The sequence below is a fragment of the Roseiconus nitratireducens genome, assembly GCF_008629675.1.
In the GTDB taxonomy this organism is placed as follows: domain Bacteria; phylum Planctomycetota; class Planctomycetia; order Pirellulales; family Pirellulaceae; genus Stieleria; species Stieleria nitratireducens.
In genome coordinates this window covers 1-25,571 of the sequence record NZ_VWOX01000034.1, presented here as the reverse complement: position 1 = coordinate 25,571, position 25,571 = coordinate 1, and the positions used below count along the sequence as shown (strand labels likewise).

The window sequence follows — 25,571 nt, the reverse complement described above, 5'->3', positions numbered from 1 at the left end:
AAACAAAGCAACCAATTGAGGCAAGAAGATGGGACACCATTGATATCCGGTTTGTGGTCCCATCGCCGCCGACCGATCCCGTCGACGTAGATTTCGCGGCAACCTTCACCCTTGAGTCCCGGACGTCCATGGAAATCACCGGATTCTACGATGATGACAACGACTACGTGATTCGATTCACTCCACCGGAAGCCGGCGATTGGACCTATGTAACAATGTCCTCGCATCCCTCGCTAGATGGCCAACGCGGAGTGCTGTCCGTCCGCTCGGCTGGTGAAAATCGACGCGGCGCCGTGCTGGTCGATCCAGCTTCGCGGAGACGCTTCGTTTACCAGGACGGTGACGGATACTATCCGATTGCATTCGAGGCCGATTGGTTATTCGCGCTCGATGCGGAAAACGGCCGTGACATTCCAAAGACTCGAATGTTGGTCGACTCGCTCTCGGACAACGGGTTCAATCAGATTGTGCTGAATGTCTTCGCTTACGATGTTAACTGGAAAAAGGACGAATCACTGGATCCGCAGTACGACTACGGAAGGCCCAACGTCTTTCCGTTCAAGGGCAGCAATCAAGCCCCCGACCATACCGGGCTGAATGTTGAATACTTCCAGCGTCTCGATCGTGTGCTGGACTACCTGGACCGCAAGGGAATTGTTGCCCACTTGATGATTTACGTCTGGAACAAAGGAGTTGCGTGGCCGGAGGCAAACTCGGATGCCGACAATCGCTATTTCGACTACGTGGTAAAACGCTACCAGGCGTATCCAAATCTGGTTTGGGATATTTCCAAGGAGGCGCTTGGTTATGGCCACAACGACGTCGGATACATCACCGACCGAATCCAACGCCTCCGACAGCTCGATGCATTCGACCGCTTGGTCACCGTCCACGACTACGGCTATTGCCGACGGTTTCCCGATCAAGTCGATTTCGTGTCCGTTCAGCTTTGGAGCTCCGAGCTTTACGGGGTGATGCGGTCGGTGTGCGAGGCGATCCCGGGAAAACCGATCCTGAACATCGAACACGGCGGATACGAACGAGGTCCCTACGTCGTGTTCACCGGGAACTACACTTCGCCGGAAGTCTGCTTGGAACGTGCTTATCAATGTGTGTTTGCCGGCACCTTTCCCACACACTATTGGCAGGGCGCTGCGTGGAATGTGGTCATTCCCGACCTTTCGGCGTTGCCTCCCGCCCAGCGGCCCCGGCTGGACTACTATCAACACCTGGCCAGCTTTGTCGATCGCTGGCGGGTCGATCAACTGATCGCCGGGGACAAGTTGAGTAACGCCGGATTCAGTCTGCACGACGACAAAGACCTGATTCTTTACTACGTGCCGAAAGAATGTGATTTCTTGGGCTTGCGGCCTCCCAAAGGCCGCGCCAGCACGATGAAGCTCAGGTGGTTCGATCCTTTCACCGGCGAATACTCCGAACCATTCGAGCTGGAAATCACCCGATGGCCTTCCGTCGAAGCCCCGCCCGGCCAGGGTTTTCGTCTTCTCGTCTGTGAGCTGGTCGGCGAAAGCTGAGCTTCTGAATCGACACTTCAGCAACACCTTCGCCATTCGAACAAACGGCTTGCATGCTACACGGAGCTAGTGAATTGATAAGAACAGGACTTCGCATTGCCACGCTCTCCCTGTGGTTGCTCGTGTGGACTGCCAATGCAGCCGACCGACCAAACTTTATCTTTATCCTCACCGATGACCAATCGTACGGAATGATGGGATGCGATGGAAACAAGGTGACGCAAACGCCCAACCTGGATCAGTTGGCTCGGGACGGCATCGTCTTTGACCGCGCCTATGTCACCAGTGCAATCTGCACTCCCAGCCGGACCTCGATTTTGCTCAGCCAATTCGAACGTAAACACGGAGTCAATTTCAACTCGGGTACGAGTGTTTCACCGGAGGCTTGGTCAAAATCGTATCCGGTTGTCATGCGAGAAGACGGATATTACACCGGTTATGTCGGCAAGAATCATGTGCCGATCGGCGAAGGTGGATATGGCAGCGGCCTGATGGAGAAGTCCTTTGACTACTTTTACGCCGGCCACGGCCACATTCGATTTTACCCGAAGGACCATCATGAAATTTTCAAGTCCGCGAAATCCGATACGCAAGTTGAGATCATTGGAGAAAGCATTGACGACTTTCTTTCCACGGAGCAGCGGCTGGAGGGAGTGGTTCGGTTTCTCAATTCGCGTCCTGCCAATCAGCCGTTTTGCCTGAGCGTCTGCTTGAATCTGCCACACGGAGCGGGAACCAGCACGATGCAAATGCGGGACAGCGATGACGAGATCTACACGACTCTGTACCGCGACATCGACGTGCCTTTGCCACCGAACTACGTCGCCAAGGGTGACATCAAGACTCCGAAATTGCCACCCGATGTCTTGAAAGTCGAGAATCGACAGCGTGGGTACGACTGGGTGGATATGCCGTCCACCGCACGAGAACGCATTACCCGACAGATGCAAGCGATGACCGGCATCGATCGCATGATTGGCAACGTCCGCAGTAAGCTCGACGAAGAAGGTTTACACAAAAACACCATTTTGATTTTCAGCTCTGATCATGGCCTGTACTCCGGTCAGCAAGGATTGGGAGGCAAAGCGTTCTGCTACGAACAAACGACTCATGTGCCAATGATCATCTACAACCCGCTGGCGCCAGAATCCACTACCGGAAGACGTATCGACCAACTGGTACAAACGATCGACATTGCCCCGACCATGCTGGACTTTGCGGGAATCGACCGGCCGGCGACCTTTCAGGGAAAGAGCCTTCGCGGCTTGATTGAAGGAACCGATCAGCCGATCCGTGATTTCGTATTCACCGAGAATCTGTGGTCCACGCATTTCGGCAATCCACGGATCGAAGCCGTCCAGGACAAACGTTGGAAGTACATACGGTATTACAAGAATGAGAACTTCCCCGCATTGTGGAAGATCCGTGCCGCGAAGGAATTGGACATTCCTCAAAACCAGTTACTCTACGCCGTTCATGACGACGCCATCGCCGTTTATCGCTACTACGTCGAATCGTCCCTCGAAGGCGAACCGCCTGTCTATGAGGAGCTCTACGACATCCAAAATGATCCGGGAGAACTGCGGAACCTGATCAACAATCCTGCTCATTCTGACAAACTGCAACGTCTACGCACCGCTTGGAAGCAAGAACTCAGCGAAGCCCGTGGAACCGGACCACCGAAGGTTCTTCGCTACACCGCTGGCAGCGAAAAAGACTATCGATCGAAATAGGGGACCGCCGCGATCGCCGAATGGGATCCACTTTCGGACCTTCCCAAGGAAGTCGCAAAGCAGACTCGGGCGACTCAAAGTGTCCTCGCTGGACAGCGCCACCGCGCGTTAGCCGGATACCACTAGCCGCGGGTTTTCTCGCCTCGACCGGCGGCTAACGCCTTGCCGCTCATTTGATCGGCGACGAAGTGTTTCACCACTTCACCCGCCCTCCTTGCGGGAGTGTGATTCAGCGAAAGCCTGACATTGATCGCTAGATGAACCTCTGCGGAACTGCCCCACAAATTCAGGGCAGTTGAACCACTAGGGAGAATCCCACCAACATCGACCTCTCAAATTGAATCGACGGCAAATCATTCGCCGGCCCAGGTGCGGACGTTGGTCTTTCCGGCTTCTAATTCCGCCAGCCTGCGTCGCAGGAATTCGTGGGACAGGGCGACGGCTTCTTCGCGATCCTGTTGGTCATCGTCCCAAAACTCCCGCACAATGGCTTCACACTTGGGGTAGTGGGAACCGTCGTCACCGACCTGATCTCGGAGATCGGCGAGACGCTGTTTCAAGTCGACCACCAGATCTCGGTTCTCCGGGGCATCCAGCACATTCCTGGTTTCCATCGGATCGTTTTCCAGGTCGTAGAGCTCCCAACCCGGCGGCGTCCGGTATCCACCGTCGTAGTTGCAACCGTAATAGAAGATCAGCTTGTGTGTTTTCGTCCGGATTCCCAGGTGCGCCGGATTGTCGTGGTGAGCCATGTGCATCCAGTATCGATAGTAGGCTTCCTGTTTCCAGTTCTCCGGTTCGGCGCCTGACTCCAAGAGTGATCTGAAAGACCGGCCCTGCACCGTCGCGGGAATCTCGGCACCGGCGAAATCCAACATCGTCGGTCCGTAGTCGACGTTCTCAATGATCGTGTCGAATCGCTGACCGGGTTCGATCACGCCGGGAAGCCTGGCAAGGAAGGGCATCCGTTGCGACTGCTCGTACATCCAACGTTTGTCTTGATAGTCATGCTCGCCCAGCATGAACCCCTGATCGGCGGTATAAATGATCAACGTGTTGTCCAGCTGGCCTGACTGTTCCAGATACGCAAACAATCGGCCGAGGTTGTCGTCGATTCCCTTCACGCAGCGAAGAAACTTCTTCAAGTAGGCGTTGTAGGCGAAACGCGTATTCTGCTCATCGGTGTAGTTCGAGGGATCAAAGCCTTCCGGGAACTCATCGGGATACAACTTCGGCAGATCCCCCAAGTAAGATCGGCGAGGATTCCGTCCGCCGATGGACGTACCGATGTGAGGCAGCAATTCGTCATCCGCTCCGCGGGTCGCAATCGAACCGAACGCGGGGTCTCGATGCCACAACGTCTCCGGTTCAGGAATGTTGGTGTCGCGAAGGTAGGACTCGTACCGCGGTGCGTTGTCGAAGTAGTCGTGCGGCGCCTTGAAGTGATGCATCAGAAAGAACGGCTTGCTTTGATCACGGCCTGCTTTCAGCCAGTCGATCGTGATGTCGGTGATCGCATCGGTGACGTGTTTGCCGTCAGCCTGAAACGTGTTCTTTCCCCAAGGCTTTTCGCCACGAATCCGAAATTCTGGGTTGTGGTATTTTCCTTGTCCGGGCAGCACGCAGTAGTAGTCAAAATCTGCGGGCTCGTCCTTCAAATGCCATTTCCCGATCATCGCGGTTTGGTAGCCGGCTTCCTTCATTTGAATCGCCAGCATCTGTTTCCCGGGCGGAACGCGTCCCGACAAATCAAAGGCACCGTTGATGTGATCGTATTGCCCGGTTAACACGCAAGCTCGCGAAGGCGAGCAGATGGAGTTGGTGCAGAATGCATTGGTAAACAGAGCCCCTTCGTTGGCCAATCGGTCGATGTTGGGAGTCGGAGCGACCTCCGCCAATCGCCCGCCATAGGCGGAAATGGCGTGAGCCGCGTGATCATCCGACATGATGTATAGAATGTTCGGTCGTTCGGCCGCGGAGGCAACGGAAGTCCACAGGAGACACACCAACAAAGACAGATTTCGCCAAGCCCAAAGCCCGAACAGCGGACGCAAACTCATATTCATTTACCGAAGAAGATGGGAAGCAGTATTTTCATGCTGTATTTGAGCCTCTCGATTCGCCCAGTGGAAGATCGAGCCAGACATTGGAACGTCGTATTGGCGTAGCTGGACAGCGCCACTTTCATTCAGAAACATCGCGATTTGCAGTGCAATGAGCGGCAAAACGCTAGCCGCCGGTTGAGGCGAGAAAACCCGCGGCTCGTGCCACGCGGCTCACCCAACGTCGCGCTGTCCAGCTAGTCGTGCGTCCATTGCAAAATGTCATGTCGGCAGTTCAATCTGCCTCCGGGCGTCCTATGGCGTTTTCTTCTGCGGGTTCGCGTCGTAGGCTCTCTGGGCGGCATCGGACTGTTCCATCTGCGCCTGGGATTCCTGAACCAGCCGATTGTATTCGTCGAAATCACTTTGGCTGATCCCCTCCGCGACACTTTCAGGATTTGAGCTTCCGCAGCCCGACAATGGAGTGACCAGGAAAACCATCAAAAGGAATCGTTTCATCTCAGTTTCGTTTTTTCTATTGGTTGGAATGAGAGGCCCGGACCTCGAAGGAACGGGGTCCGGGCGATCAGCAAGCAGCACTCTGCTATTGGTTCAGCTGCTCGGAAATGGTTTCCTTGGCCGCTCGGGTACCGAGTGCTCCCCACAAGCCGTAGGGACTTTCACCGCCCGGCGTTCGATAGGCATTGAGGGCCAACGCGTTCTGGTCGCCCGATTCAACCGAATCGGTCATAAAGATCACCGCCCCATCGGCCATCAAGATGTGTGCACCGCCTTGATGCCGGCTTGATGCGGCGTACCAGCCGGAGTTGCCCGCATTTTGCTCCGAACAGATTTCGCTATTGGGAGGCGCGGCCGTAAAGAAGCCCGAGAAGTTGGGCCGGTGTTCGGCCCAAAGAAACCCACGCCCCTGGTTCGCACCGACGACGTTGTTGGTTTGATCCCAGAAGCGGGGCCGGGCCGGATCGAGAAACTGCTTGCAATCATTTGGAGCATAGTTGCGAACAAACTGCCACGCCCGATTCAGTGCAATGGTGCGGCCGTCGCGATCGCCCAAGTCGGTGGCGATTTCGCCCGCGGCGATCGTATTGGAAAGTCCATCCAACACGTCTCGAAATCGCCGACTCTCGTGAGTGGTGAAGGCTCCGCGTCCGGCTCCCTGTATTTCGATAGACAACGTCGTGTTTGTCTTTCCCATCGGCGCAGATCCGTTGGTCCATCGGCCTTGGTGCGCCCTTTCGGCACTGTCGCCCAGACAAGCCGCGTAGTTCGTCCGCCCCAGTGCAGGCAGCCCAAAGCCCGGATCGCTCGGACATCGCAATGTCGGGATTTCCGTTGTCCAGGGCGTGTACAGAATCTCTTCCGGAGTCGGCCCCATGGGTGAAAAGGGGCCGCCGTTGCGAAGCGACTGTGCCGCTCCGTTGCCGCTGGCGTTCGGTGGCGAATTTCCCCGAGAATCGACGTTCAGCGGGTTTGAAATCATCTCCCAAATTCCTTGCTGCTCCATGAAGGGCATCAATCCAACCAGGTAGCTCAGACGTCCGTTGTTTGAGGTTTCGGAGGGTCTCCAGATGTGCGTGGTCACCGAATCGGTTGTGCCTCCGCCATGGACGGGAAGCTGCTTGTACGCCGAATGATAGTTGTGGATTGCCAACCCAATTTGCTTAAAATTGTTGGAGCAGCTCATGCGACGCGCCGCTTCGCGTGCCGCTTGGACCGCTGGCAACAAGAGACCCACAAGGATGCCGATGATCGCGATCACGACCAGCAGTTCGACCAAAGTGAAACCCGGTCGGCGAAGAGAAGAGTGATTCATAGCGTTTTTCAACCATTGAAAAGAAAAGAGCAATCGAACCGGCAAGTCGTATGACGACGCTTACCGTGGAGCGTCGAGTTCCGGTCGTTGCGGGAACCGAGTCAATTCAGGTTGGTTCGCTTCCGCTAGCCTGTGTTGAATTGACGCCAGATCGCATGGAAGAAGAGCGTAGGGCGACTACCGACAACGAACAAAACCAGATCAAGCTCCCTCAGGCCTGAATTATGTTGCCGAATTTCCCCGAACAAATAGCTGCAATTGTAGGACATGGCCATTATTGACCCCCTCGCTGCGAATCGGCAGTTCCGCGGTCATCCATCTGTTCTTCGTCACGTGAATGTCCGATGACCGAACCCGAATTCATCTCGAAACAGACGACCGACTCCCGACGCTTTTATCTGAACTTGAACCCGGCGGCGACCGATTCGCTGGCCGTCGTCTGTGGTGGTGTGGAGCGAACTCAGTCGGACTACTTGATCGATCGCAGCGACTTCCCGTTCTTTGGCGTGGAACTTGTTGTGGAGGGGCAGGGACGATTGTGGCTAGGTGACCGGGAATTCCAACTATCGCGAGGGACAGCGTTTGCGTACGGTCCTGGGATCAAGCATCGAATTGAGAACGCGGACCAGTCCAGCATGCGCAAGTACTTCTTGGACTTGGTGGGATCCGACGCCAAACAACTCATTGATCAAGCCGGACTTCTAAGTGGAATACCCATTCAGACCGGACATCTCGTCGAGCTGACCGACCTGTGGGACTCCATTGATCGTCAGTCCCGAGACCTGGGATCGATCTCGCTACAGATCTGCAATCTGTTGTGCAGGGCGCTGTTGCTGAAATTCCGACAGCGGCGTTTGACTTCCGATCAAAAAGCTCCCACGGGGTACCGCACTTACGAATTCGTCCGAGGCTACATCGAGGAACATTTTATGGAGCTGAGAACGGTTCAGCAGGTCGCCGAGCACTGTGGGATGAGTCCGATGTATATCTCTAGACTATTCAAACGCTACGACTCCGTCGGCGCCTATCGATTCTTGATGCGATTGCGAATGAATCACGCAGCCGACTTGTTGATCCGACACAACATGCTGGTCGGAGAAGTTGCCGAAGCAATGGGCTTTGCCGATCAGTTCCAGTTTTCCCGTGCGTTTAAACGCGTCTATGGAGTGTCGCCGACCGGCTTGTTGGCCCGGTATTGAAGTCCCAGTCGTGAAGGCCCATCGGATTCTTGGTCTTGTTGGGCAGGCGATTCCGTCGGATCAGGAAAGGCTGCCCACCCCTACCGCGAACGATCGTCCGTCCACGATCACCTAACCATTTTCGTGTCTTTTTGGTTGCGGCTGAAGAAGTCGGACTATTTTGGGGGGCAGAGATGACGGTCGGATTTTGATTCCAATCTCCAGGGACATGCCCGCGCGGCTTCCGCTCTGGATGGCAACGCGACCTTCCATCCAATTTGAACTCAACAACGCTCGCCGGGGTACACGCTTTTTGCAGGGAGACTTCCATTGAAATTACGTGCGAGAACGTCTTTGCTCGGGTCGCTCGGCTGGTTGGCCGCACTCTGGACCACCAGCGGTTTCGCGGAAGCACCCCACCCGCAGAACTTGGACCATCGGCTGCGCAAGGCCTTGCAGCAGGCGGAGGTCCAGCCGATTGATCGGGGTGCCCCGCCGTCTGCGGAACTGTTCGAACTCGGTCAGGCGTTGTTCTTTGATCGAATCCTGAGCGGCAATCGAGACATCTCCTGTGCGACTTGCCACCATCCGCTGCTGGGCACCGGTGACGGTTTGGCACTGCCAGTCGGCACCGGCACGACGACGCCCGGAGCAATCGGCATCGACCGTCTCAAGGGTGAAGAGCGCGAATTCATTCCACGGAATGCCCCCGAGCTTTTCAACCGCGGTGCCAGCGGGTGGACATCTCAGTTCTGGGACAGCCGCGTCGCCGTGCGGTACAACGGATTTCAATCGCCGGCCGGAGAGGATCTTCCCGCGGGAATTCTGGATAACGTGCTCGCGGTCCAAGCGATGTTCCCGGTGACCAGCCGTGACGAGATGCGTGGATCACCCGACGATGCCGCCCACGGAAACGAGATTGCGGCACTGCCCGATGACCAGCTTCCCCAGATCTGGGAGGCACTGATGGAACGCCTCCGGAGTTTTGAGGAATACCAACTCTTGTTCCTCAACGCGTACGGACAAACCGCGGACGAGCTCGGGTTCGACTCGGTCGCCAAGGCGATCGCAGCCTTTGAGGCAGAAGCATTCGGCTTCGACGACAGTCCCTTTGATCAGTACCTCCGCGGTGACGACGACGCCCTGACGGACGTGCAAAAGCAAGGCGGATTGCTGTTCTACGGCAAGGCCAACTGCTCCAGTTGCCACGCGGGAACCCTGCTGACCGATCAAGAACACTACAACCTGGGAATCCCGCAAATGGGCCCCGGCAAAGATCCCGACACCGGTCTGGATTTCGGGCGATTTACCGAGAGTGGTGACCCGGACGACCTGTTCCGCTTTCGAACACCGCCGTTGCGAAACGTTGCCGTCACCGGTCCTTGGATGCACAACGGAGCGTACAAGACGCTTTCATCCGCAATCCGCCATCACTTGGACCCAAGCGGCAGTCTGCAAGTTTATGACGCGAATCAAGAGTTGGATCAGAACGACTTGGTCGCAACGGTGGTCGCCGATCCCGGGATACTTCCTCTCCGGCCAGACATCACCAAGCGTCACTTGAATTCCGGCGAGCTTGAAAAGTTGATCGCGTTCCTGGAATCGTTGACCGCACCCAACATTGCGACGCGTCTGTATGAAACCATCCCCGCATCAGTCCCCAGCGGCCTGCCGGTGGAACCGTCGATCGACTGAGTAGCAAGGCGCCCGACGGTCGTGGATGACGTGACGTGTCTTAGGGATTTTCCCGAAAGCCTGGCAACCGATCCAACTCCTCGGGTTCACCCCGCTCGACGTGACAAGTTCAAATCAGTTACTCGTCGATGCGGACGCCGTCGCCGGTTTTACATCTGGTGAAACTGCTTCAAAAAGTCCTTCCGGGACCGGTCAAACTTGCGGTGCTCGCGGTGGTTTAGAGCGCGTTTGCACTCGGCGAAACCGGGCGTGCGAGATCAACCGTTTAGCAACACCTGAAGTCGGTACATTGAATGGATGCGGAGATCGATGGTCACCGCCACAGAGTTTGCCGGTCTGAATTCTATCTCCGCTCGTCGCGAAGCGATCTGCGATACCAAGCGGGTTTGCTCGCCAAGCGGCGCCCACCACTAGACTCACTCCCCCGACTCTTTCATGGCACGCGCGATCGGTTCCGTTGCTGCTGCTTTCTTCTTTGGTTCGTTGATCGGCTACTTCCTGCTCAGTCGCTTCGTCGGGTTGATTGCACAACCTGTCTGGGTACCAACAAGTCCCGCCGTGATCGGAACCCTTTGCGGAGCTGTGTTTGCCATTTTCACGGCGTGCCACCAGATGCGACGCTTGGCACGTCAGCGGGAGATCGAGGCTCTCGCCGGCAGTTCCGGATGGAAATATTCGCCCAAAGGATCCGATTGGGTCGTCGACAAGATCAAGCAACTGACGGGATACCGGGGCGCCTGGTGGCTCGAAAACGAGCTGCACATGCGAATCGACGACGTCGGTATGACCGTTGGAGACCTTTATCACCGGACGTCCGGACAGGAGACTTCTCAAACGACAAAGCGAACGGCCGCGCACTTCCAGAGCGAGCACTTCAACTTTCCGCATTTCACGCTGCAACGTGAGGGCAAGCTGCTGACATTCGTTAGTGATCTGATTGGGGTGAAGGATATCGATTTTTCGGGCGCCCCGGATTTCTCCCAGGCTTATCACCTCAGCAGCGATGACCCCGAGGCGACCCGACAGCTCTTCACAAAGGATTGCTTGGATTTTTTTGCCGACGATCACGGCTGGGAGATTCGCGCGGAACGAGATCAGCTGCTGATCGCACGTGACAACCTGATTGATCCGAAGGACCATCTTGCGTTCATCGAGAAAGCCAAATCGATTCTTGCCCTGTTTCTGAAGAGTCAGGAACAGCAAGTGAAGTCCGCACCAGACCACCCAGCGCCCGGCAGCACGATTCCGCCCGTCGCCACAGAGCCCCGCGGTGCGTCCACGGCCAAACACCCGTTGACGACTGGTCTGAAAGAATCACGCGTCCAAACGGAAGCGAGTGGACATGAAGATCAAAGCTGGTTGGCCCGTCGAATCGAAGCCAACACCGCCGATTGGACAGAAATTGAGCACTTCCTACGATCGCCGCCACCGCGCGAAGTCCCGGCGGCGATTCGGAGACAACGTGCGGGAACCAATGGCGTGCTACTGATTGGTTTCCTTGGTGTTGTCGGGATGATCGTCCTGGTCCTGTTTCTGCTGGGAGTCGTTCAAGCGGACAAGATTGGATTTTGGTGGGCGGTTGTTACGGGAATGATATTGATTTCAATCACCATCCTTATCTCGGTGTTGGTGCACACCCGCCAGAAAAACATCCGGATCCTGCGAACGGGTCGGCTCCACAGTGCGGAGATCGTCGAGGTGCGTCACACCGGTTGGGAAGTGAACTCACAACCGCAGTTCGCAGTCAGTTATCGCTATCACGCCGCAGGTCAAACGCGCATGAAGCATTGCAAACTGTACGGCGCCCATGGCGAGCTCGCCCGAGAAGTAAAGGAATCCGGCGAAGAGACGCCGGTGTTGATTGATCCCGAGTCGCCCGACCATTGCGTCCTCGGGATCCAGCTGACCAATCCGTTTCGCGTTCGACTCTAGCCGAGCGTTTCTGAACGTCGCCTTTCGCTCCGCGAAAGTTGCGTTCATTACCGCATGCATTGGTTCCTCGGCGTATCCGCACCCGAGGCACGCGTCTCCGGGCTCGTCATTCCTGTTGACGGGGCTTTCTGATCGAGCCTCACGGGAGGGCGTTTCCAGAAAGTGGCCACGCTCACCAGCGTCTGGAATTCGCAGGCTGGCCACCGACTGGCGACGGCAGCGACATCGACTCAAAACCAACGACGATTCCCCGCACAAGTGCCGCTGTCCAGCTATTCGGCATGGGTCCCTTTGCCGACCACAGGCCAACCGTCCTCGGACCACGACAATTCCTGAATCGACAATCGAGACCGGCCGCGTTCGGTTCCGTCGTAATAATGACAGCTCAACAGGAAGCGGTCGCCGTCGCGGAACACATTCGCGTGGCCAGGTCCGATGAACGGGCCATCGCTTTCAAGCAGCAGCGTGCCGCCGCCCTCTGCTAAGTCGATTCCGTCCTCGTCCAGGTAGGGCCCCTGGATGCTACGACTTCGTCCGACGCGGATGTTGTAGGTGCTGTCGACGCCGCTGCAGCATTTCCCCCAGTTCACGAACAGATAGAACCACCGGTCGTGCTGGTAGAGATGGGGTGCTTCAATCTGGCGATAACTGGCGATGGAGTGGAGTGGCGTGTCGTCAGAACTCCGTTTGCCCGATTCTAGATCGAGCCGGACCAACTTCAGGCCGCTCCAGAACGAGCCGAACGACATCCACAACTCTTCCGCGTCGGTGAGAATGACCGCGGGATCGATCGCATTGAAGTCATCCTCGGGGCCGGATTGGATCACGATACCGTGATCGGTCCAGCCGAACGCCGGATCTTCGGGATTCAGTGTCGGCGTGGACGCCAACGCGATGGCCGATGTGTTTTTTCCGAAGCTGGAAACGGAGTAATAGAGCAAATACCGATCGCCGAGATGGATCACGTCAGGTGCCCAAAAGTGTCCGCGTTGACCGGGAACGACCTCCGTCACCCAGTCTGGTATTTCCGTGAAGACTCGCGGTCCGGGCTGCCACGTTTGCAGGTCCTTTGAATGCCATGAGGAAACACCAGTTCCCGTGGAAAAGAACCAGTACTCTCCCTCACACGTCACGATGGACGATGGGTCGTGAACGCCAACGGCGCGTTTTCCGCGTCGCCGAAGCAACTTGGCAGCCTCAGCATCGGATAGTCGTGGCTGGGATCGAGGCACCGGGCGTTTGAGAGCGTCTCTCGCTCCCGACGGCAATTCCAGCTTCGCCTCGCCAACATCTGTTACCGCCACCGTGGCTTCCCGCCACGTCACCTGTGTTTGATCTTCATTGACGATTTGGCCTTCGACACGCACGGCATACTTTGTCAACAAGCCATCGTTGATCCAGAAACGAACGGTCCCTTTCACATCGCGGATCGTGTCGGCTCCGCGACGCGTCGTCAATTGATCCTTCGCGGATTCAGCTGACAACGTCGCCACAATCACATTGCCTTCTTCTTGCAGCGATGTCAAAGATTCAACCAATGTTCTCGCTTCTTCCGCGGGGGTCTTCACACCTCGAGCCATCGACGCAACAAAGCCTTGCGAGGAATACCCCTGGTCGGACAGCAAAATCGTCTCCCAGCGACCATCTCGATTGGTCACCGCTGCCTTTTCCCCGTCGATGACGACATGCATCGAACGAGGACCGAATGACGTCGACACATGCGTCACACCGCCTCGCGTGGTTGTGCCCTCTGTCCGGCCCGGCCGAAAACGTGTTTCCTCGGGAACCAGAACATCGGTCGTCCAGCGATAGCTACCCTGCTGGTCCAGTCGCTCGATCGCCGTCGTCAGCTTCTTCGCGAGCGTGTCGTCGTCAGCATTTGCCTGGAAACTGAGAAAAAGAAGATGCAATAGAAAACCGGTGACGAAACAGAAAGCCCGGCCCGAAAGGGTTCTGCGCATCTGAATTTCTACCTCTAGCTCGCGATCGGATCTGTACGGTCCCCCAGCATACCGTATCGCGCGTCATCACCGTCCGTTCAATTAGCGTTGACTGCCGGACAGGAGGTCATCGGCATGCCACGGCGAGATCCCATAGGAACTCATTGGGGTCAAACGATTGAGCCGACGTTCCCAAGCTAATTACACCCCCCAAAAGAACGTAGAGGCAGATGGAAACGAACCCCATGAACACCAATCCGAAAAAGACATCCGCACCGGATCCGGGCGTGTCGGAATTTGTCCGCACCTTTCGATTCGCAGATTTCGGCCGGGACGACTTGAGTGTCCTTGGCGTTGCAACCGGATGAATGACGGCGGACATGGTTCATCTCCCTGACGGATGAAGATTGGCTTACATCCCCTACAGAGCCCGCAGATCGCGGAGAGTTGCGAAGATCCAAAAAATTTTATTTGCGGTGGTGGCAGAAGGAAACGTCTTGAACAACGGACACCCGGGCAACGGCAGATGCGTTGAAGTCGCGCACTGCAACCGGGAATCTGGCACAATACGGCGTTTCGGAGCACCGATGGCTTATGCCATGCGGCTCGCGTGCTCCAATCCTGCAAGCGCCGCAAACTTGAACATCAGGCGAGGCCACCATGCATTGTCAGAGGCTCCGATCGGGAACCGCAGTTCTGTGGATGACGTTCTACCTCTCCGTCGCGACCGTGGCGTTAGCGGAACCTCCGAGTGCGGATTGGTTTCCGGTCGCCCCCGCGCTGCCCGAGCCTGCTGGAGAAACCATCCTGGCGACCACTGTCGACGAACTCTTTCAAGCTACGCGGGACGTTCCATCCGGCGGAACAATTTTGGTCGCCGACGGTCACTATCGGATGCCACAGTACTTCTCCATCAACAAGGACAACGTCACGCTGCGGGGGCGGTCGGGCAATCGAGATAGAGTGATTCTGGACGGGATTGACAGCCGACACGGTGAATTGATTGGAATCTCGGGCGCCACCGGCGTGACGATTGCTGATCTGACAGTTCAAAATGTGAAATGGAACGGCATCAAAATCAACTCCGATCGCGGTGCGGACAAAGTCACGATCTACAACTGCGTTATTCACAACGTCTGGCAACGGGGCGTCAAAGCTCCCGCCATGCCGGAAAAGGAAGGTGACAGCGGACCTCGTGATTGCCGCGTTCAGTACTGCCTGTTCTACAACGATCGCCCAAAGCAGTTCTCAGATGACCAGACGGACACCTCCGAATCTTACAACGGCAACTACATCGGCGGCATCGATGTCAAGAATACGATCGACTGGACGATCAGTGACAACGTGTTCATCGGCATCCAAGGCCGGACGAGAGAAGGTCGAGGCTGCATCTACATTTCGGAGAACGGTCGCGGATACACGATTGAGCGGAACATTTTCATCGACAGTGACATCGCGATCGCACTCGGCAACCCGACGTTGGGATACTCGCCCCTGCAGGCGATCAACTGTGTCGCTCGAAACAACCTTGTGACCCACTGCCCTGAAACCGGGATCCTCGCTTGCTACACGCGTGATTGCCAGATTCTGAACAACACGGTCGTGGAACCGGACAGCCGGATGCGGCGTTTGATTTGGGTGCAGAAATCCAACGACGGTTTGCAAGTCGAAAACAATCTGCTGGTTGGCGCTCCCCTGTTGAATTCGGGCAAGAGCTCGATTGTGCAACGTGGCAACATCGTCCGAGACGAATGGACCGAGCAGAAATCGAACAGCGGACAAAGATTCTTGCCTCCCTCGGTTGTAACAAAAGCGATCGCATTGCCTTCCAAGCTGGAAGCAGACCGTGCCAGAGCCGCCGCCGAACGGCTGGAATCCGGCGTCCAGCGTCCTCAGGTCTGGGCGGCGATGCGGCAGGTCCACGCGGAATTCGATGGACAGGCCGGCTATGTCGCCCAGTTCGGTGATTCGATCACGCACTCGATGGCTTTTTGGACGCCGATCGGTTGGGACGAACCGCAACGCTACCTCACGCACGATGACGACCTGCCGAAACGCCCCGAAGAAACGCGGTGGCGTGACTACGTGAAAGGCACGCGCGACAAAGGCCCCGAACACGGAAACAACTCCGGCTGGCGTGTGGGACAGGTCTTGCAGGCAATGGATAGGGTGTTGGAGCAGCAGCAACCGGAAGCGGCAATCATCATGGTTGGAACAAACGACATCTCCGGCGGACGCGTTCCGGCAGGGTACCGGGCGGACCTGGAAGCGATTGTTCGCAAATGTTTGGATGCTCACTGCGTGCCAATCTTGAACACCATTCCTCCGCGACGTGGACACGACGCCGCAGTCAATGAAGTGAATACCATCATCCGAACGGTTGCACGCGAGCACCAAGTTCCGCTGGCCGACTTTCACGCCGAATGCTTGCGTGTTCGCCCGGGCAACTCATGGGACGGCACAATCATTTCGGAAGACGGCGTCCATCCCAGTGGCGGCGAATCGAACAATTACCGCGACGAGAACCTGAAGCAATGCGGTTATGCACTGCGAAACTGGGTCAACTTTCTTGTTTACCGGCAACTGTACTTCCGCGTCTTTGCAGCAGAAACGTGAGCGGGTCGCGGAATTTTTTTCACCCTCCCGCTTGCGGGAGGGTCGCGGAGGAGCTTGCGACGACGCGGGGAGGGCTGTCACCGAGTTATGTTCCCTTGAAGTTTGCTTCGGTCCTACCCTCCCCGGAGCCTCGTGCCTCGCCTCCGACCCTACCGCGAGCGGGAGGGTGAAGGTCTTTGGAATCCAATCACGCAGAATTAAGTTTCGACGAATCCTGCGAGTCGGCAGGAAACGATGCCGGCAGATCGGCGGTCACCTTCCATCTCCAACAGGACAGAACATGAAGCAGACTTTCTCGATCTTCATCGCAACACTTACCTTCGCGGCTTTCACGATCCGCGCCGAAGCCTCCGACAGCGACGCGAATCCCGTCGACGTCGCGATCTACGGCGCGACGCCCGCCGGCATTTCCGCCGCATTGGCTGTCGCGGAAAGCGGACGCGATGTGCTACTGATCGAACCGACCGGCCGGATCGGCGGGATGATCACGCATGGTCTTTCGCATTCGGACTTTCACAGCTTTGAATCACTCAACGGACCGTTTCTCGATTTCAGCCAGCGTGTGCTACAGCACTACCGAACGACCTTTGGCGATGACTCTCCGCAGGCCCGGGACTGCTTCCGAGGAACCCATGGAGAGCCCTCGGTCAACTTGCTGATCTTTCAACGGATGATCGCCGAAAAACCGACGATCCGCATCCTGACAGAACACCGCCTTGCGGACGTTTCCGTTGACAACCATTCCATCACCACGCTCACGCTATCACGTCCGAAGGCCGCTCCCATCACGATCACGCCGGGAATCGTCATCGATGCGAGCTACGAAGGTGATCTGCTCGCTGCTGCAGGTGTGCCGTACCGGGTCGGGCGGGAGGCGAAATCGGAGTACGGCGAATCGCTCGCGCCGGAGCAGGCGGATGATCAGGTCCAGGGTTACAACTTTCGCCTCTGCATGACCCAGGATCCCAAGAATCGTGTCCCGATCCCGGTGCCGAAAAACTATTCGCGCGAAGACTACGCAGACATTGTTCCTTTGGTGAAGGCGGGTGAATTCCCATCGGCGTTCGGATATCCCGGCCGGCGATTCATGCTCAAGGCCCACCTTCCAATCCTGCCGGGCGGAAAGCACGACATCAACGACGTCTCCAAAAGCCTGGTGCGACTTTCCATGCCGCGCCGCAGTCGCGACTACCCGGAAGGCGATCTGGCGACGCGTCGACGCATTGAACAGGAACATCTGGATTGGCAATTCGGTCTGATTCATTTCGTGCAGACCGATCCCGCACTTCCGGAGGCTTTTCGCAATGAAGCGGCCACCTGGGGGCTGTGCCGTGATGAATTCACTGAGACCGAGCACATCCCGCCGCAGATTTACGTTCGTGAAGCCCGCCGCATGGTCGGCCTGCACGCCTACACCCAAAGCGATACGCAATACGCTCCGCAGGACGCTCGGGCCCGCCTGCATCCCGATTCCATCGCGGTCGGCGAGTACAGCCACAACTGCCACGGCACGGGACACGAAGGCCCGATGATCGGCGGCAAGCACACCGGCGAGTTTTACCAGGGCGTCGCGCCGTACCAGATTCCCTACGGAGTCATCGTGCCAAAGGAGACCCGCAATCTGCTGGTTCCCACCGCGTGCAGCGCCAGCCACGTCGGCTTTTGTGCGATTCGTCTGGAACCCATCTGGATGTCACTGGGCGGAGCGGCCGGGCACGCCGCGGACCTTGCCCTGGCGACGAACCAGCCCGTTCAACAGGTCGCTGTCGAATCTTTGCAGCGGAGAATTTGGGCTCACGGCGGCGCAACCATTCATGCCAGCGATGTCCCGCCCGATCATGCCGACTTCACGGCGGTGCAATGGTGGGGCGGACTCGGCGGACTGCACGGTCTGGAACCGGCACCCGAGAAACCGGGGATGCGTGGCCAACACATCGTCAGCCAGTACTTTGAAGCCTTTCCAGGTCATCGTGTCCAGCTCGACAAGCCTCTCGATGAAAAACTGCGGCGGCGGTGGACTGCTTTGTCGAAGCAGCACCACTTGCCAATTCCCACCAAATCAAACACCCGCGGCGACTGGATTCGCGAGGTCTTCCAACAATCCGAGGTTCATCCGTGAAGCGTCCCGCGCAGTCCGTCCATCGAATCCTTGTCATCACGGTGTTGATGCTTGCTCCGCTGACCGGAGCGGGTGCCGCCGACACTGCGACGCCGCTGGAACGGCCCAACATCGTCTTCATTCTCGCGGACGACCTGGGTTACGGCGACGTTGGCTGCTACGGCTGCACGGACATTCAAACGCCCGTCCTGGATCAATTGGCGACCGAAGGCGTCCGTTTCACCGACTTCTACGCCAATGCCGCGGTTTGTTCTCCCACGCGGATCGCCTTTCTGACCGGGCGATACCAGCAGCGACTGGGTCTGGACAACGCCTTGTACTATCAAGAGATGGGGCGAGGCCTGCCGACAGACGGCGAAACAATCGCCGATGACTTGCGGTCCGCCGGATACACGACCGGAATCTCAGGCAAATGGCATGTCGGCTACGATCGCCAGCGTCAGCCGCATCAACAAGGGTTCGACCACTTTTTCGGGCTGCTGGGCGGGAACCACCACTATTTCGATCACATGGATCGAATCGGAGTACCCGACCTGTGGTTGGACAATGCGCCCATCAAGCGGGAAGGGTACTCGACCGATCTGATCACCGAAGACGCGATCACGTTCATTGAGTCGCACCACGAAGCTCCGTTCTTCCTGTACCTGTCCCACGCGGCACCGCATTTTCCCTACCAGGCCCCGGGCGATCGAGACAAACCCGTCAAGCCAAAAACCAAGTCGTGGCAGCAAGGAGACCGAGAAACCTATGTTGCGATGGTTGAGCGAATGGACGATGGAATTGGGAAGGTGCTGGCGACATTGGACGCTTTGGATCTTCGTCAAAAGACTCTGGTCGTTTTCACGTCGGACAATGGCGGCAGCACCTGGTCGCGCAACGCCCCCTTGCGTGGTGAGAAGTCGACGATTTGGGAAGGCGGCGTCCGTGTGCCCTGTCTGGCGCGCTGGCCGGGCGTGCTGCCGGAGGGACAGGTGACCTCTCAAGTCGGCATCACGATGGACTGGACCGCCACGTTTCGGCGGCTAGCCGGTGTTGCGAACGACGACGCGGGCGAAGACGGCATGGACCTGCTTCCGGTTTTGACCGGCCAGGAACCGAATCAGACTCGGACACTGTTCTGGCGTCGCAAGAAGGGCCCGGTCCGCAAGAACGTGGAAGAAGGCCTGGCGGTCCGAAAAGGGAAGTGGAAACTGATCAAGCAAGCCACTGGCGAGCGTTACCTCTTCGACCTCCAGTCCGACATCGGTGAAACCCAAAACCTGATCGACCAGCATCCCGACCTGGCCGCAAACCTGGACGCCGAGCTCGTCGCCTGGGAAGAACGCGTGGAGGCCCAGTAAGAAAATTGACGAGCCAAACCCGATTCGTGATCGACGCGTCGATCCACATTTCTGGCTCGTGGAACTACTTCGATTCGGCTACCAACCGCCCACTCTTGGTCCGGTAAAGAAACGCATCGGAGGTCAGTAGTGATGTCAGCAACGCCTTCATGCTGCCACCGTTGTCCTGGTAGGCGTGAAACGCTTCTTGCAGAACCGGCGCGTCGTTGAGCGTTTCGTTTCGCCCTATCCAGAAACGAAATGCGTGGCGGACAAAAACCTGTTCGACACGCTCACTTTCCGCGATCCTTTTAATCATCTCGATGGCGTTGGCCACTTCGCCATCCAGCGTGGGGTCGCCGGAATCGATGATCTCTCCGGTGGTGTCGACCGGCTTGCCGAGTTCGACTTCGCGGTACACGCCCGCATGATTGAACATCTCGAACGGCAACCCCAGAGGGTCCATCTTGTGGTGACACGTCGCACAATAGCTTTCTCGGGTCACACGCATCCGCTCTCGCAACGTCCGTTGCGGCTCGTCGGGCAACATGGCATCGACAGTGATCGGAACATCAGGGATGCCGCCGCCAAGCAACCGTTCACGAATCCAACGGCCGCGTCGGATGGCGTGGTTGTCCATCGCGTCGGAATGGGAAACGAGCCAGCTGGGATGCGTTAGGATTCCCAAACGTTGGCCTTCGGGGACCGTGGCCAAAATGCGGTCGGGTTTCATCGACCCGTTGCCAAAACTTCGGCGACTCACACGGGCGTAAATCCTGTCGCCCGACAGAACGGCTTCCTCCACAGCGTGATTTGAATTGCTCTTCTGCTTTTTCGTCGCAGCATCAAACTTCCGCTGGGCCGTCGTGACAGCCCGCTTCTTTTCTGCAAGCTCACCTTTTCTCTTTCGCGTCTCCTCCGGATGGACGTCCAGGAATTGCTCGAGCTCGGAAAGTTCCGTTTTCGCCGCTTCCAGTGCTGCATCCGCCTCTTTTGTCGCTTTGGCCACTGCCCGCTTCGCTTCGGCAACGGCTTCGGATCGTTCTTCATCGGTGCGTTTGCGGCCGAAGTACACGTTGTCGGCATTCGTCGCGACAACCCGATTGGTCGTCAGCAACTCCTTCAGCACGTCCTTGTCCTCTTTCAGGATCAATTCGATCAAACGATCGGTGCTGGCCGTGGCATCGAACATGGCACGGTAATGCGCCGTGCCACGATTGCTAACACCGGTATCAGCCAGCGCCTTGGAATCTTTGCAGATATAGCCAGCCCGGTCATAGTCAAAGTAGTCGCGGAAGAAACGCAGGATTCGTGGCTTTCGAATGCTGTCGTCTGCTAGCATTCGCTGGACTTCGCGGCGGACATCCTCCCGCGTTCGCATTCGCCCTTCAACGATCGCCTTTCGCAGTTCTTCGTCCGGCTGGATGTATCGCAGCGCGTGGTTGACCGCCAGCCCGAGCTCCCAATCCTGCATCATGACGCGTCCATGCCGATCTGGTTGACCCTTCTCAACCAGTTCCGGTCGAAAGAGCGCATCGCGATCGAGAAAAATGGCAGACAGTCCAAGAACGGCACCGTCTTTCTTGCCCAGCTTGCTGATTGATTGTTTGACGATGGCAACGTAAGCATCAGATTCTTGTTCGCTCGGGGGACGAAACGTGAGCGCCTCGTACAAGAAATCCACCGCGGCGCGCAGGCGTTCGTCCGTCACGCCCTCCTCGTCCAGAAGGTCGTAGACGGGCGTTATCGGGCGCACCACTTTCGTGCTGTAGACAAGGGCGGTTGGAAGACCGCGGATATCGCCCTCCATTTTGTAGCTGTTGGGATCATCGGTGATTTGCTCCGGATTCGCGATGCTTAGCGGCCCCTCGGCCATGTACCGCAGGATGTCGCCCGCGACGCTCATGATTTGAGTCGCCTCGGCACTGTTGACCGTGTAGAAGTCTGGATAATTCTCCAGCCCATGATCACGGGCGGTGGAAAGCACAGCCGGGACGCTCTTGACCGACGTGGCGTAAGCAACGGTCCCACCTTGCCATTTAATGATTCGATCCGTGCCGAAGTAGAGCTTCAGCTCTCCTCCATGGTTGGTGGGAACGGCGTCGCCATGGGTGCGCAGCCCGGGCATTTCGGGATTGAACGCGGGTTCCGCGTTTATCAGCTCGTTCAGTCGCGTGATGTGTTCTTGCGGTGTGACCCGCCAAATCCGCGCGGGCGTTGACGCCGGCGCTAGCTGGATGCCATCGGGTAGCGGGCCGAACAGCAGGTCATGGTCAACGAAGTTACCTTTGTTCGGATCAAGGTGGTCAAAGAACCCTCCCTTGTCCTCCAGGACGCGGCTTAGCTCGCCGACGATCCAGTCGGAAAACCGCAACCGATCGACGACGTGGGGTTGCTCCTCATCTTGCGGCGGCATCTCCTTCAGTTTCACCTGGGCCCACACGCTCCTCCAAGTGTCAGCGTTGACTTCCTCCACGGGCCCCAGATCATGCAGCGAGAGATCACCCTCAGGATCAAACTCGCCGTGGCAGTCCACGCAGTGAGTTTCTAGAAACGCCTTGGCAAAATCGCCATAACGCGCATCAATACGCTGCCCGGGAGTGTAAGTCTCCGCGAGAGCAACGCGGGACGACGCGAACAGGATTGCGACCAGGGCGATCGGCAACGCGGTGCGATACAAGCTCACGCCATCACTTCCTTCAGCGGCCCGGTGGCGTCGTCGTACTTCTTGGCCAACGTTTCGGTCATGTTGAAGCGATCCAAATTCTGCCCGGCAGCTCTCAGCAGAGACGTGTACAACGCATTGATGGGTCGCTTTCCATCGAGCTGCGTGAAGCAACCCGTCTTGAACGCTCCATCAAGGTCGCCCAGAAGCATGACCGGCCAGTTTGCACCATTGGTGTGTTGCTTGTCCGCATTGTTGCTGGTGTAGACGACCAATGTGTGATCCATCATCGTGCCACTGCCCTCGGGCACGCTTTCCAATGCCTCCATGATCCTGACAAGCATCCTACTGTTGTACTGACGAATCTTGATCCAGATCGGATTGTCCGGCTGATCCATGTGCCCAAGGTTGTGGCCCTGTTGCTCGATGCCCAAGCCTTTCCACGCACCAAAGATTTCGCCGCGTCCCGACCCGATCGTCAAAGTGTTGGTAATGCCCGACGTGAGTGCCGAGATGCCAAGATCAAGCAACACATCATGCCAATCCGTCTCGAACTCCGGATTGGTGTATCGCGTATCCACCGTCGGCGCGAACTTGCGTAGGTGATCGGATACGGAAGCGAGCCGGTCGCGCAGACCGTTGACTTCCTGGAATCCCTGAACGTACTGGTCGTACCGCAGTTTGTCCGACTTCGAAAGAGCGTGATCCTTGGCAGCAGCCAGCCTTTCGATCTGACTCATGACGCTCGATCGCGCTTCATGTTGTCGCCGAATCTCGCCTGAAGCAATTCCACCGTACAACATCTGATAAAGATGATTCGGATTGGAATGCATAAAGATCGGCTGGCCGGCACCGCTTGCAGACAGCGTCGCGAGCGTGGGCTTGGTCGTCATGTTCTCGATCGAGTCCATGCCGATGCAAAGGTGAGGCAGCAACGTTTCAGGCAGTGCCCTACTTAACTGATAGTCGATGGTGGGGCCGCTGGGTGGGACGCCGTCGCTACCACGATACCCGCCGAGCGCACCGAAGAACGCGCTGTGCGAAGGACTGGTATGCATGCCATGCAATCCGTTGATGATGTGCAAGCGGTCCTTGTACGGCTCAAGTGCGTTGATCGGCTCCGGCAGCTTCGCTTTCGCCAAAGAGCCGCTGCTGCTCATCCCTGTCGGAATGCAGGTCTTGGGATCAAATCCCTGGTTCTGCATGAAAAAGATGACCCGCTTCCGAGTCGTGTTGCTGACCGGCGACGCCATGAGCTGATTCGGAATCAGCGGCGTCCCAAATGCAGCGCCAACGCCGGCGGCCATTCCTTGCAGCAGGTTTCTGCGGTTGAGCATGATCGATCTTTCAGTGAGGCAACGTGCAACGCTCAGCGAATCAGTCGCTCTGGTTCGGACCCTCGGAGGCAGATTCGATGACTCCGCAAGCACCAAGAGTCAGGGGCCGAACGGTTCGTTGACGAAGCGCAAAGGTGGGATGTGCGGGTGGGCCTGAAGGAACCCCAGTGTACTGGGCCGGAATCAGGCCCGCAACGGATTTCGCTGCTCCGGAAGAATGTCGTCGGATCGGTAAAAACCAAGTAAAACGGCTTCACTGACTCACGGCCCGTTCGTGAGCGTTGCCCCGTCGCCCCGGCTGTTGAGGACATTTGGATCCTCCTTGAACGGCTCCACGTCCTTCCTTCGCCGGGATAAGCCGTGGGTTTCTGGTATCCTGACGGCCGCACGGCGATGGAAATTGACATCCCGCCGAAGTTTTTTCGCAGGCGAGCGCGGGCGAGTGTTGGCCGCTGATATCAATCAAAGGCATTGACGGCGACGTTTTCCGGTTTGTCGAGGGTGAACCCGAAGTGCGGTACGAATCCCCAGCGTCAGCCCCCAGAAGAAAGCAGGTCATTTCGTTGACAACAGAAACGAACACCGCGGTTCGGTTGATTGCTCTCTTGACCGTTTGCAGCGCGATCCTTTTCGACGCACAAGCTGCTGAACCTGAAACAAAGCCCTGGATCATCGATCCACACACGCACTTTAAAGGCCCTGAACAAATCGCACTGGAAGCGAAGACGACGAAGTACCACCCGAAGAATACGCTCGGTCACGTCGTCACACCAAAAGACTATCGCCCGGTTGCGGATCGGTTGGGCATCCAGGCCACCGTCGTGGTCGAGGCCGTCGATCAGGAGCACCCTCAATTCAACGATTGGGTGTTGGAGCAGGCGAAGTCAAATCTGATCTGCGGCTACATCGCCCGGGGCGATCTTGCGTCCACCGATTTCGTCGTCAATTATCGACGCTATCAAGCCAGTGGCTACTTGCGGGGTTATCGGTTTCGCCGGGAAGAACTTCAAGGCTACTTAAAAAATGGCGTAGCGCGGGCAAATCTTAAATTGCTGGAACAAGATGGCATGGTGGTCGATCTTCTGGTCGACAGTGGGGAAGCATCGTCGGTCATTGCACTCGCGCAAGACTATCCTCAACTGACGATCGTGATCGATCATTGCTTCCGTGCCCGATTGAAAGACGGCATGGTGACGCCAGAATGGACAACCGCCGTTGCGGACTGCGGCAAGTATCCGAACGTGCATTGCAAGCTCTCCAGCCTGCTGAATTTTTGCGAAGGTGCTCCGTTTGCTGAGCCGGCGCCGACGGATTTGGATACCTATTCAACAGTCTTGCAAACCTGCTTCAACGCTTTCGGTGAGGATCGCGTGATGTTCGCCTCGAACTGGGCGGTCTGCACTCACTACGGGAAAGTCGACGACGTCGTACGAATTGTTTCACAATTCTTGAAATCTCAGGGGGAGCAGGCCCTGCGAAAGGGAATGCGTGACAACGCCATTCGCGTATTCAAGATCCGTGAAGAACACCTCCGCTAAACCCATTCGCTATTCCCATCCCCCTTCCCCATTGTCGATTCGGATTGAAGACGTCGAGAAATAGCTTGACACAGCCCGTCCCACCTAG

At 57.1% G+C, this 25,571-nt stretch carries 16 protein-coding genes; 10 read left to right on the top strand and 6 right to left on the bottom strand.

Annotated features, from left to right (window positions below; genetic code table 11):
* Both FYK55_RS27920 and FYK55_RS27915 read left to right on the top strand, forming a co-directional pair.
* A partial coding sequence (locus tag FYK55_RS27920) for a DUF5060 domain-containing protein (RefSeq protein ID WP_150079904.1) occupies window positions 1-1,535 on the top strand: 1,535 nt, incomplete at its 5' end.
* A gap of 53 nt (window positions 1,536-1,588) precedes the next feature.
* Window positions 1,589-3,268, top strand: a complete 1,680-nt coding sequence (locus FYK55_RS27915) for a sulfatase-like hydrolase/transferase (protein ID WP_150079903.1) — start codon at window positions 1,589-1,591, stop codon at window positions 3,266-3,268.
* A 353-nt stretch (window positions 3,269-3,621) separates the two neighbouring features.
* On the opposite strand, the gene FYK55_RS27910 is transcribed toward FYK55_RS27915, so the two are convergent.
* From FYK55_RS27910 to FYK55_RS27900, 3 genes are all read right to left on the bottom strand, one after another.
* Window positions 3,622-5,328, bottom strand: coding sequence for a sulfatase family protein (locus FYK55_RS27910; RefSeq protein WP_150079906.1), 1,707 nt, complete (start codon window positions 5,326-5,328; stop codon window positions 3,622-3,624).
* 297 nt (window positions 5,329-5,625) lie between these two features.
* Window positions 5,626-5,829 carry a hypothetical protein gene (locus FYK55_RS27905; RefSeq protein ID WP_150079902.1) on the bottom strand — a complete coding sequence of 68 codons (204 nt, stop codon included), beginning with the start codon at window positions 5,827-5,829 and terminating at the stop codon, window positions 5,626-5,628.
* A gap of 85 nt (window positions 5,830-5,914) precedes the next feature.
* The gene (locus FYK55_RS27900; RefSeq protein ID WP_150079901.1) at window positions 5,915-7,144 is read right to left on the bottom strand and encodes a DUF1559 domain-containing protein; all 1,230 of its coding nucleotides are present in this window, start codon (window positions 7,142-7,144) and stop codon (window positions 5,915-5,917) included.
* A 344-nt stretch (window positions 7,145-7,488) separates the two neighbouring features.
* On the opposite strand from FYK55_RS27900, the gene FYK55_RS27895 reads away from it, so the two are divergent.
* From FYK55_RS27895 to FYK55_RS27885, 3 genes are all read left to right on the top strand, one after another.
* Complete coding sequence (locus FYK55_RS27895) at window positions 7,489-8,343, top strand: helix-turn-helix transcriptional regulator (RefSeq protein WP_150079900.1); 855 nt, start codon at window positions 7,489-7,491, stop codon at window positions 8,341-8,343.
* 309 nt (window positions 8,344-8,652) lie between these two features.
* Window positions 8,653-10,017, top strand: coding sequence for a cytochrome c peroxidase (locus tag FYK55_RS27890; protein ID WP_150079899.1), 1,365 nt, complete (start codon window positions 8,653-8,655; stop codon window positions 10,015-10,017).
* A gap of 435 nt (window positions 10,018-10,452) precedes the next feature.
* A complete protein-coding gene (locus FYK55_RS27885) occupies window positions 10,453-11,949 on the top strand; it encodes a hypothetical protein (RefSeq protein WP_150079898.1) in 1,497 nt (498 codons plus the stop codon).
* Window positions 11,950-12,221: 272 nt separating this feature from the next.
* Here FYK55_RS27885 and FYK55_RS27880 read toward each other — a convergent pair whose 3' ends face one another.
* A complete protein-coding gene (locus FYK55_RS27880; protein WP_150079897.1) occupies window positions 12,222-13,910 on the bottom strand; it encodes an arabinan endo-1,5-alpha-L-arabinosidase in 1,689 nt (562 codons plus the stop codon).
* A gap of 224 nt (window positions 13,911-14,134) precedes the next feature.
* On the opposite strand from FYK55_RS27880, the gene FYK55_RS30025 reads away from it, so the two are divergent.
* The 4 genes from FYK55_RS30025 to FYK55_RS27865 all read left to right on the top strand — a co-directional run bounded on the left by FYK55_RS30025 (window position 14,135) and on the right by FYK55_RS27865 (window position 19,964).
* Entirely contained in the window at window positions 14,135-14,257 is a 123-nt protein-coding gene (locus FYK55_RS30025; RefSeq protein ID WP_261344974.1) for a hypothetical protein, read from the top strand.
* Window positions 14,258-14,591: 334 nt separating this feature from the next.
* Window positions 14,592-16,505: a GDSL-type esterase/lipase family protein gene (locus FYK55_RS27875; RefSeq protein WP_161604801.1), complete on the top strand. Its 1,914-nt coding sequence runs from the start codon at window positions 14,592-14,594 to the stop codon at window positions 16,503-16,505.
* 280 nt (window positions 16,506-16,785) lie between these two features.
* Window positions 16,786-18,624 (top strand): FAD-dependent oxidoreductase, encoded by a 1,839-nt coding sequence (locus tag FYK55_RS27870; protein WP_161604800.1) that lies wholly within the window; start codon window positions 16,786-16,788, stop codon window positions 18,622-18,624.
* On the top strand, window positions 18,621-19,964 hold the full coding sequence (locus tag FYK55_RS27865) for a sulfatase (protein ID WP_150079894.1): 1,344 nt from the start codon (window positions 18,621-18,623) through the stop codon (window positions 19,962-19,964). Before FYK55_RS27870 ends, FYK55_RS27865 begins: the two co-directional genes overlap by 4 nt.
* A 64-nt stretch (window positions 19,965-20,028) precedes the next feature.
* Here the strand turns inward: FYK55_RS27865 and FYK55_RS27860 are convergent, their stop codons facing one another.
* Together FYK55_RS27860 and FYK55_RS27855 are read right to left on the bottom strand one after the other, a co-directional pair.
* Complete coding sequence (locus FYK55_RS27860) at window positions 20,029-22,587, bottom strand: DUF1588 domain-containing protein (protein ID WP_150079905.1); 2,559 nt, start codon at window positions 22,585-22,587, stop codon at window positions 20,029-20,031.
* A 38-nt stretch (window positions 22,588-22,625) separates the two neighbouring features.
* A complete protein-coding gene (locus FYK55_RS27855) occupies window positions 22,626-23,945 on the bottom strand; it encodes a DUF1552 domain-containing protein (protein ID WP_150079893.1) in 1,320 nt (439 codons plus the stop codon).
* 605 nt (window positions 23,946-24,550) lie between these two features.
* On the opposite strand from FYK55_RS27855, the gene FYK55_RS27850 reads away from it, so the two are divergent.
* A complete protein-coding gene (locus tag FYK55_RS27850; RefSeq protein ID WP_161604799.1) occupies window positions 24,551-25,483 on the top strand; it encodes an amidohydrolase family protein in 933 nt (310 codons plus the stop codon).
* The last annotated feature ends 88 nt before the right edge of the window (window positions 25,484-25,571 follow it).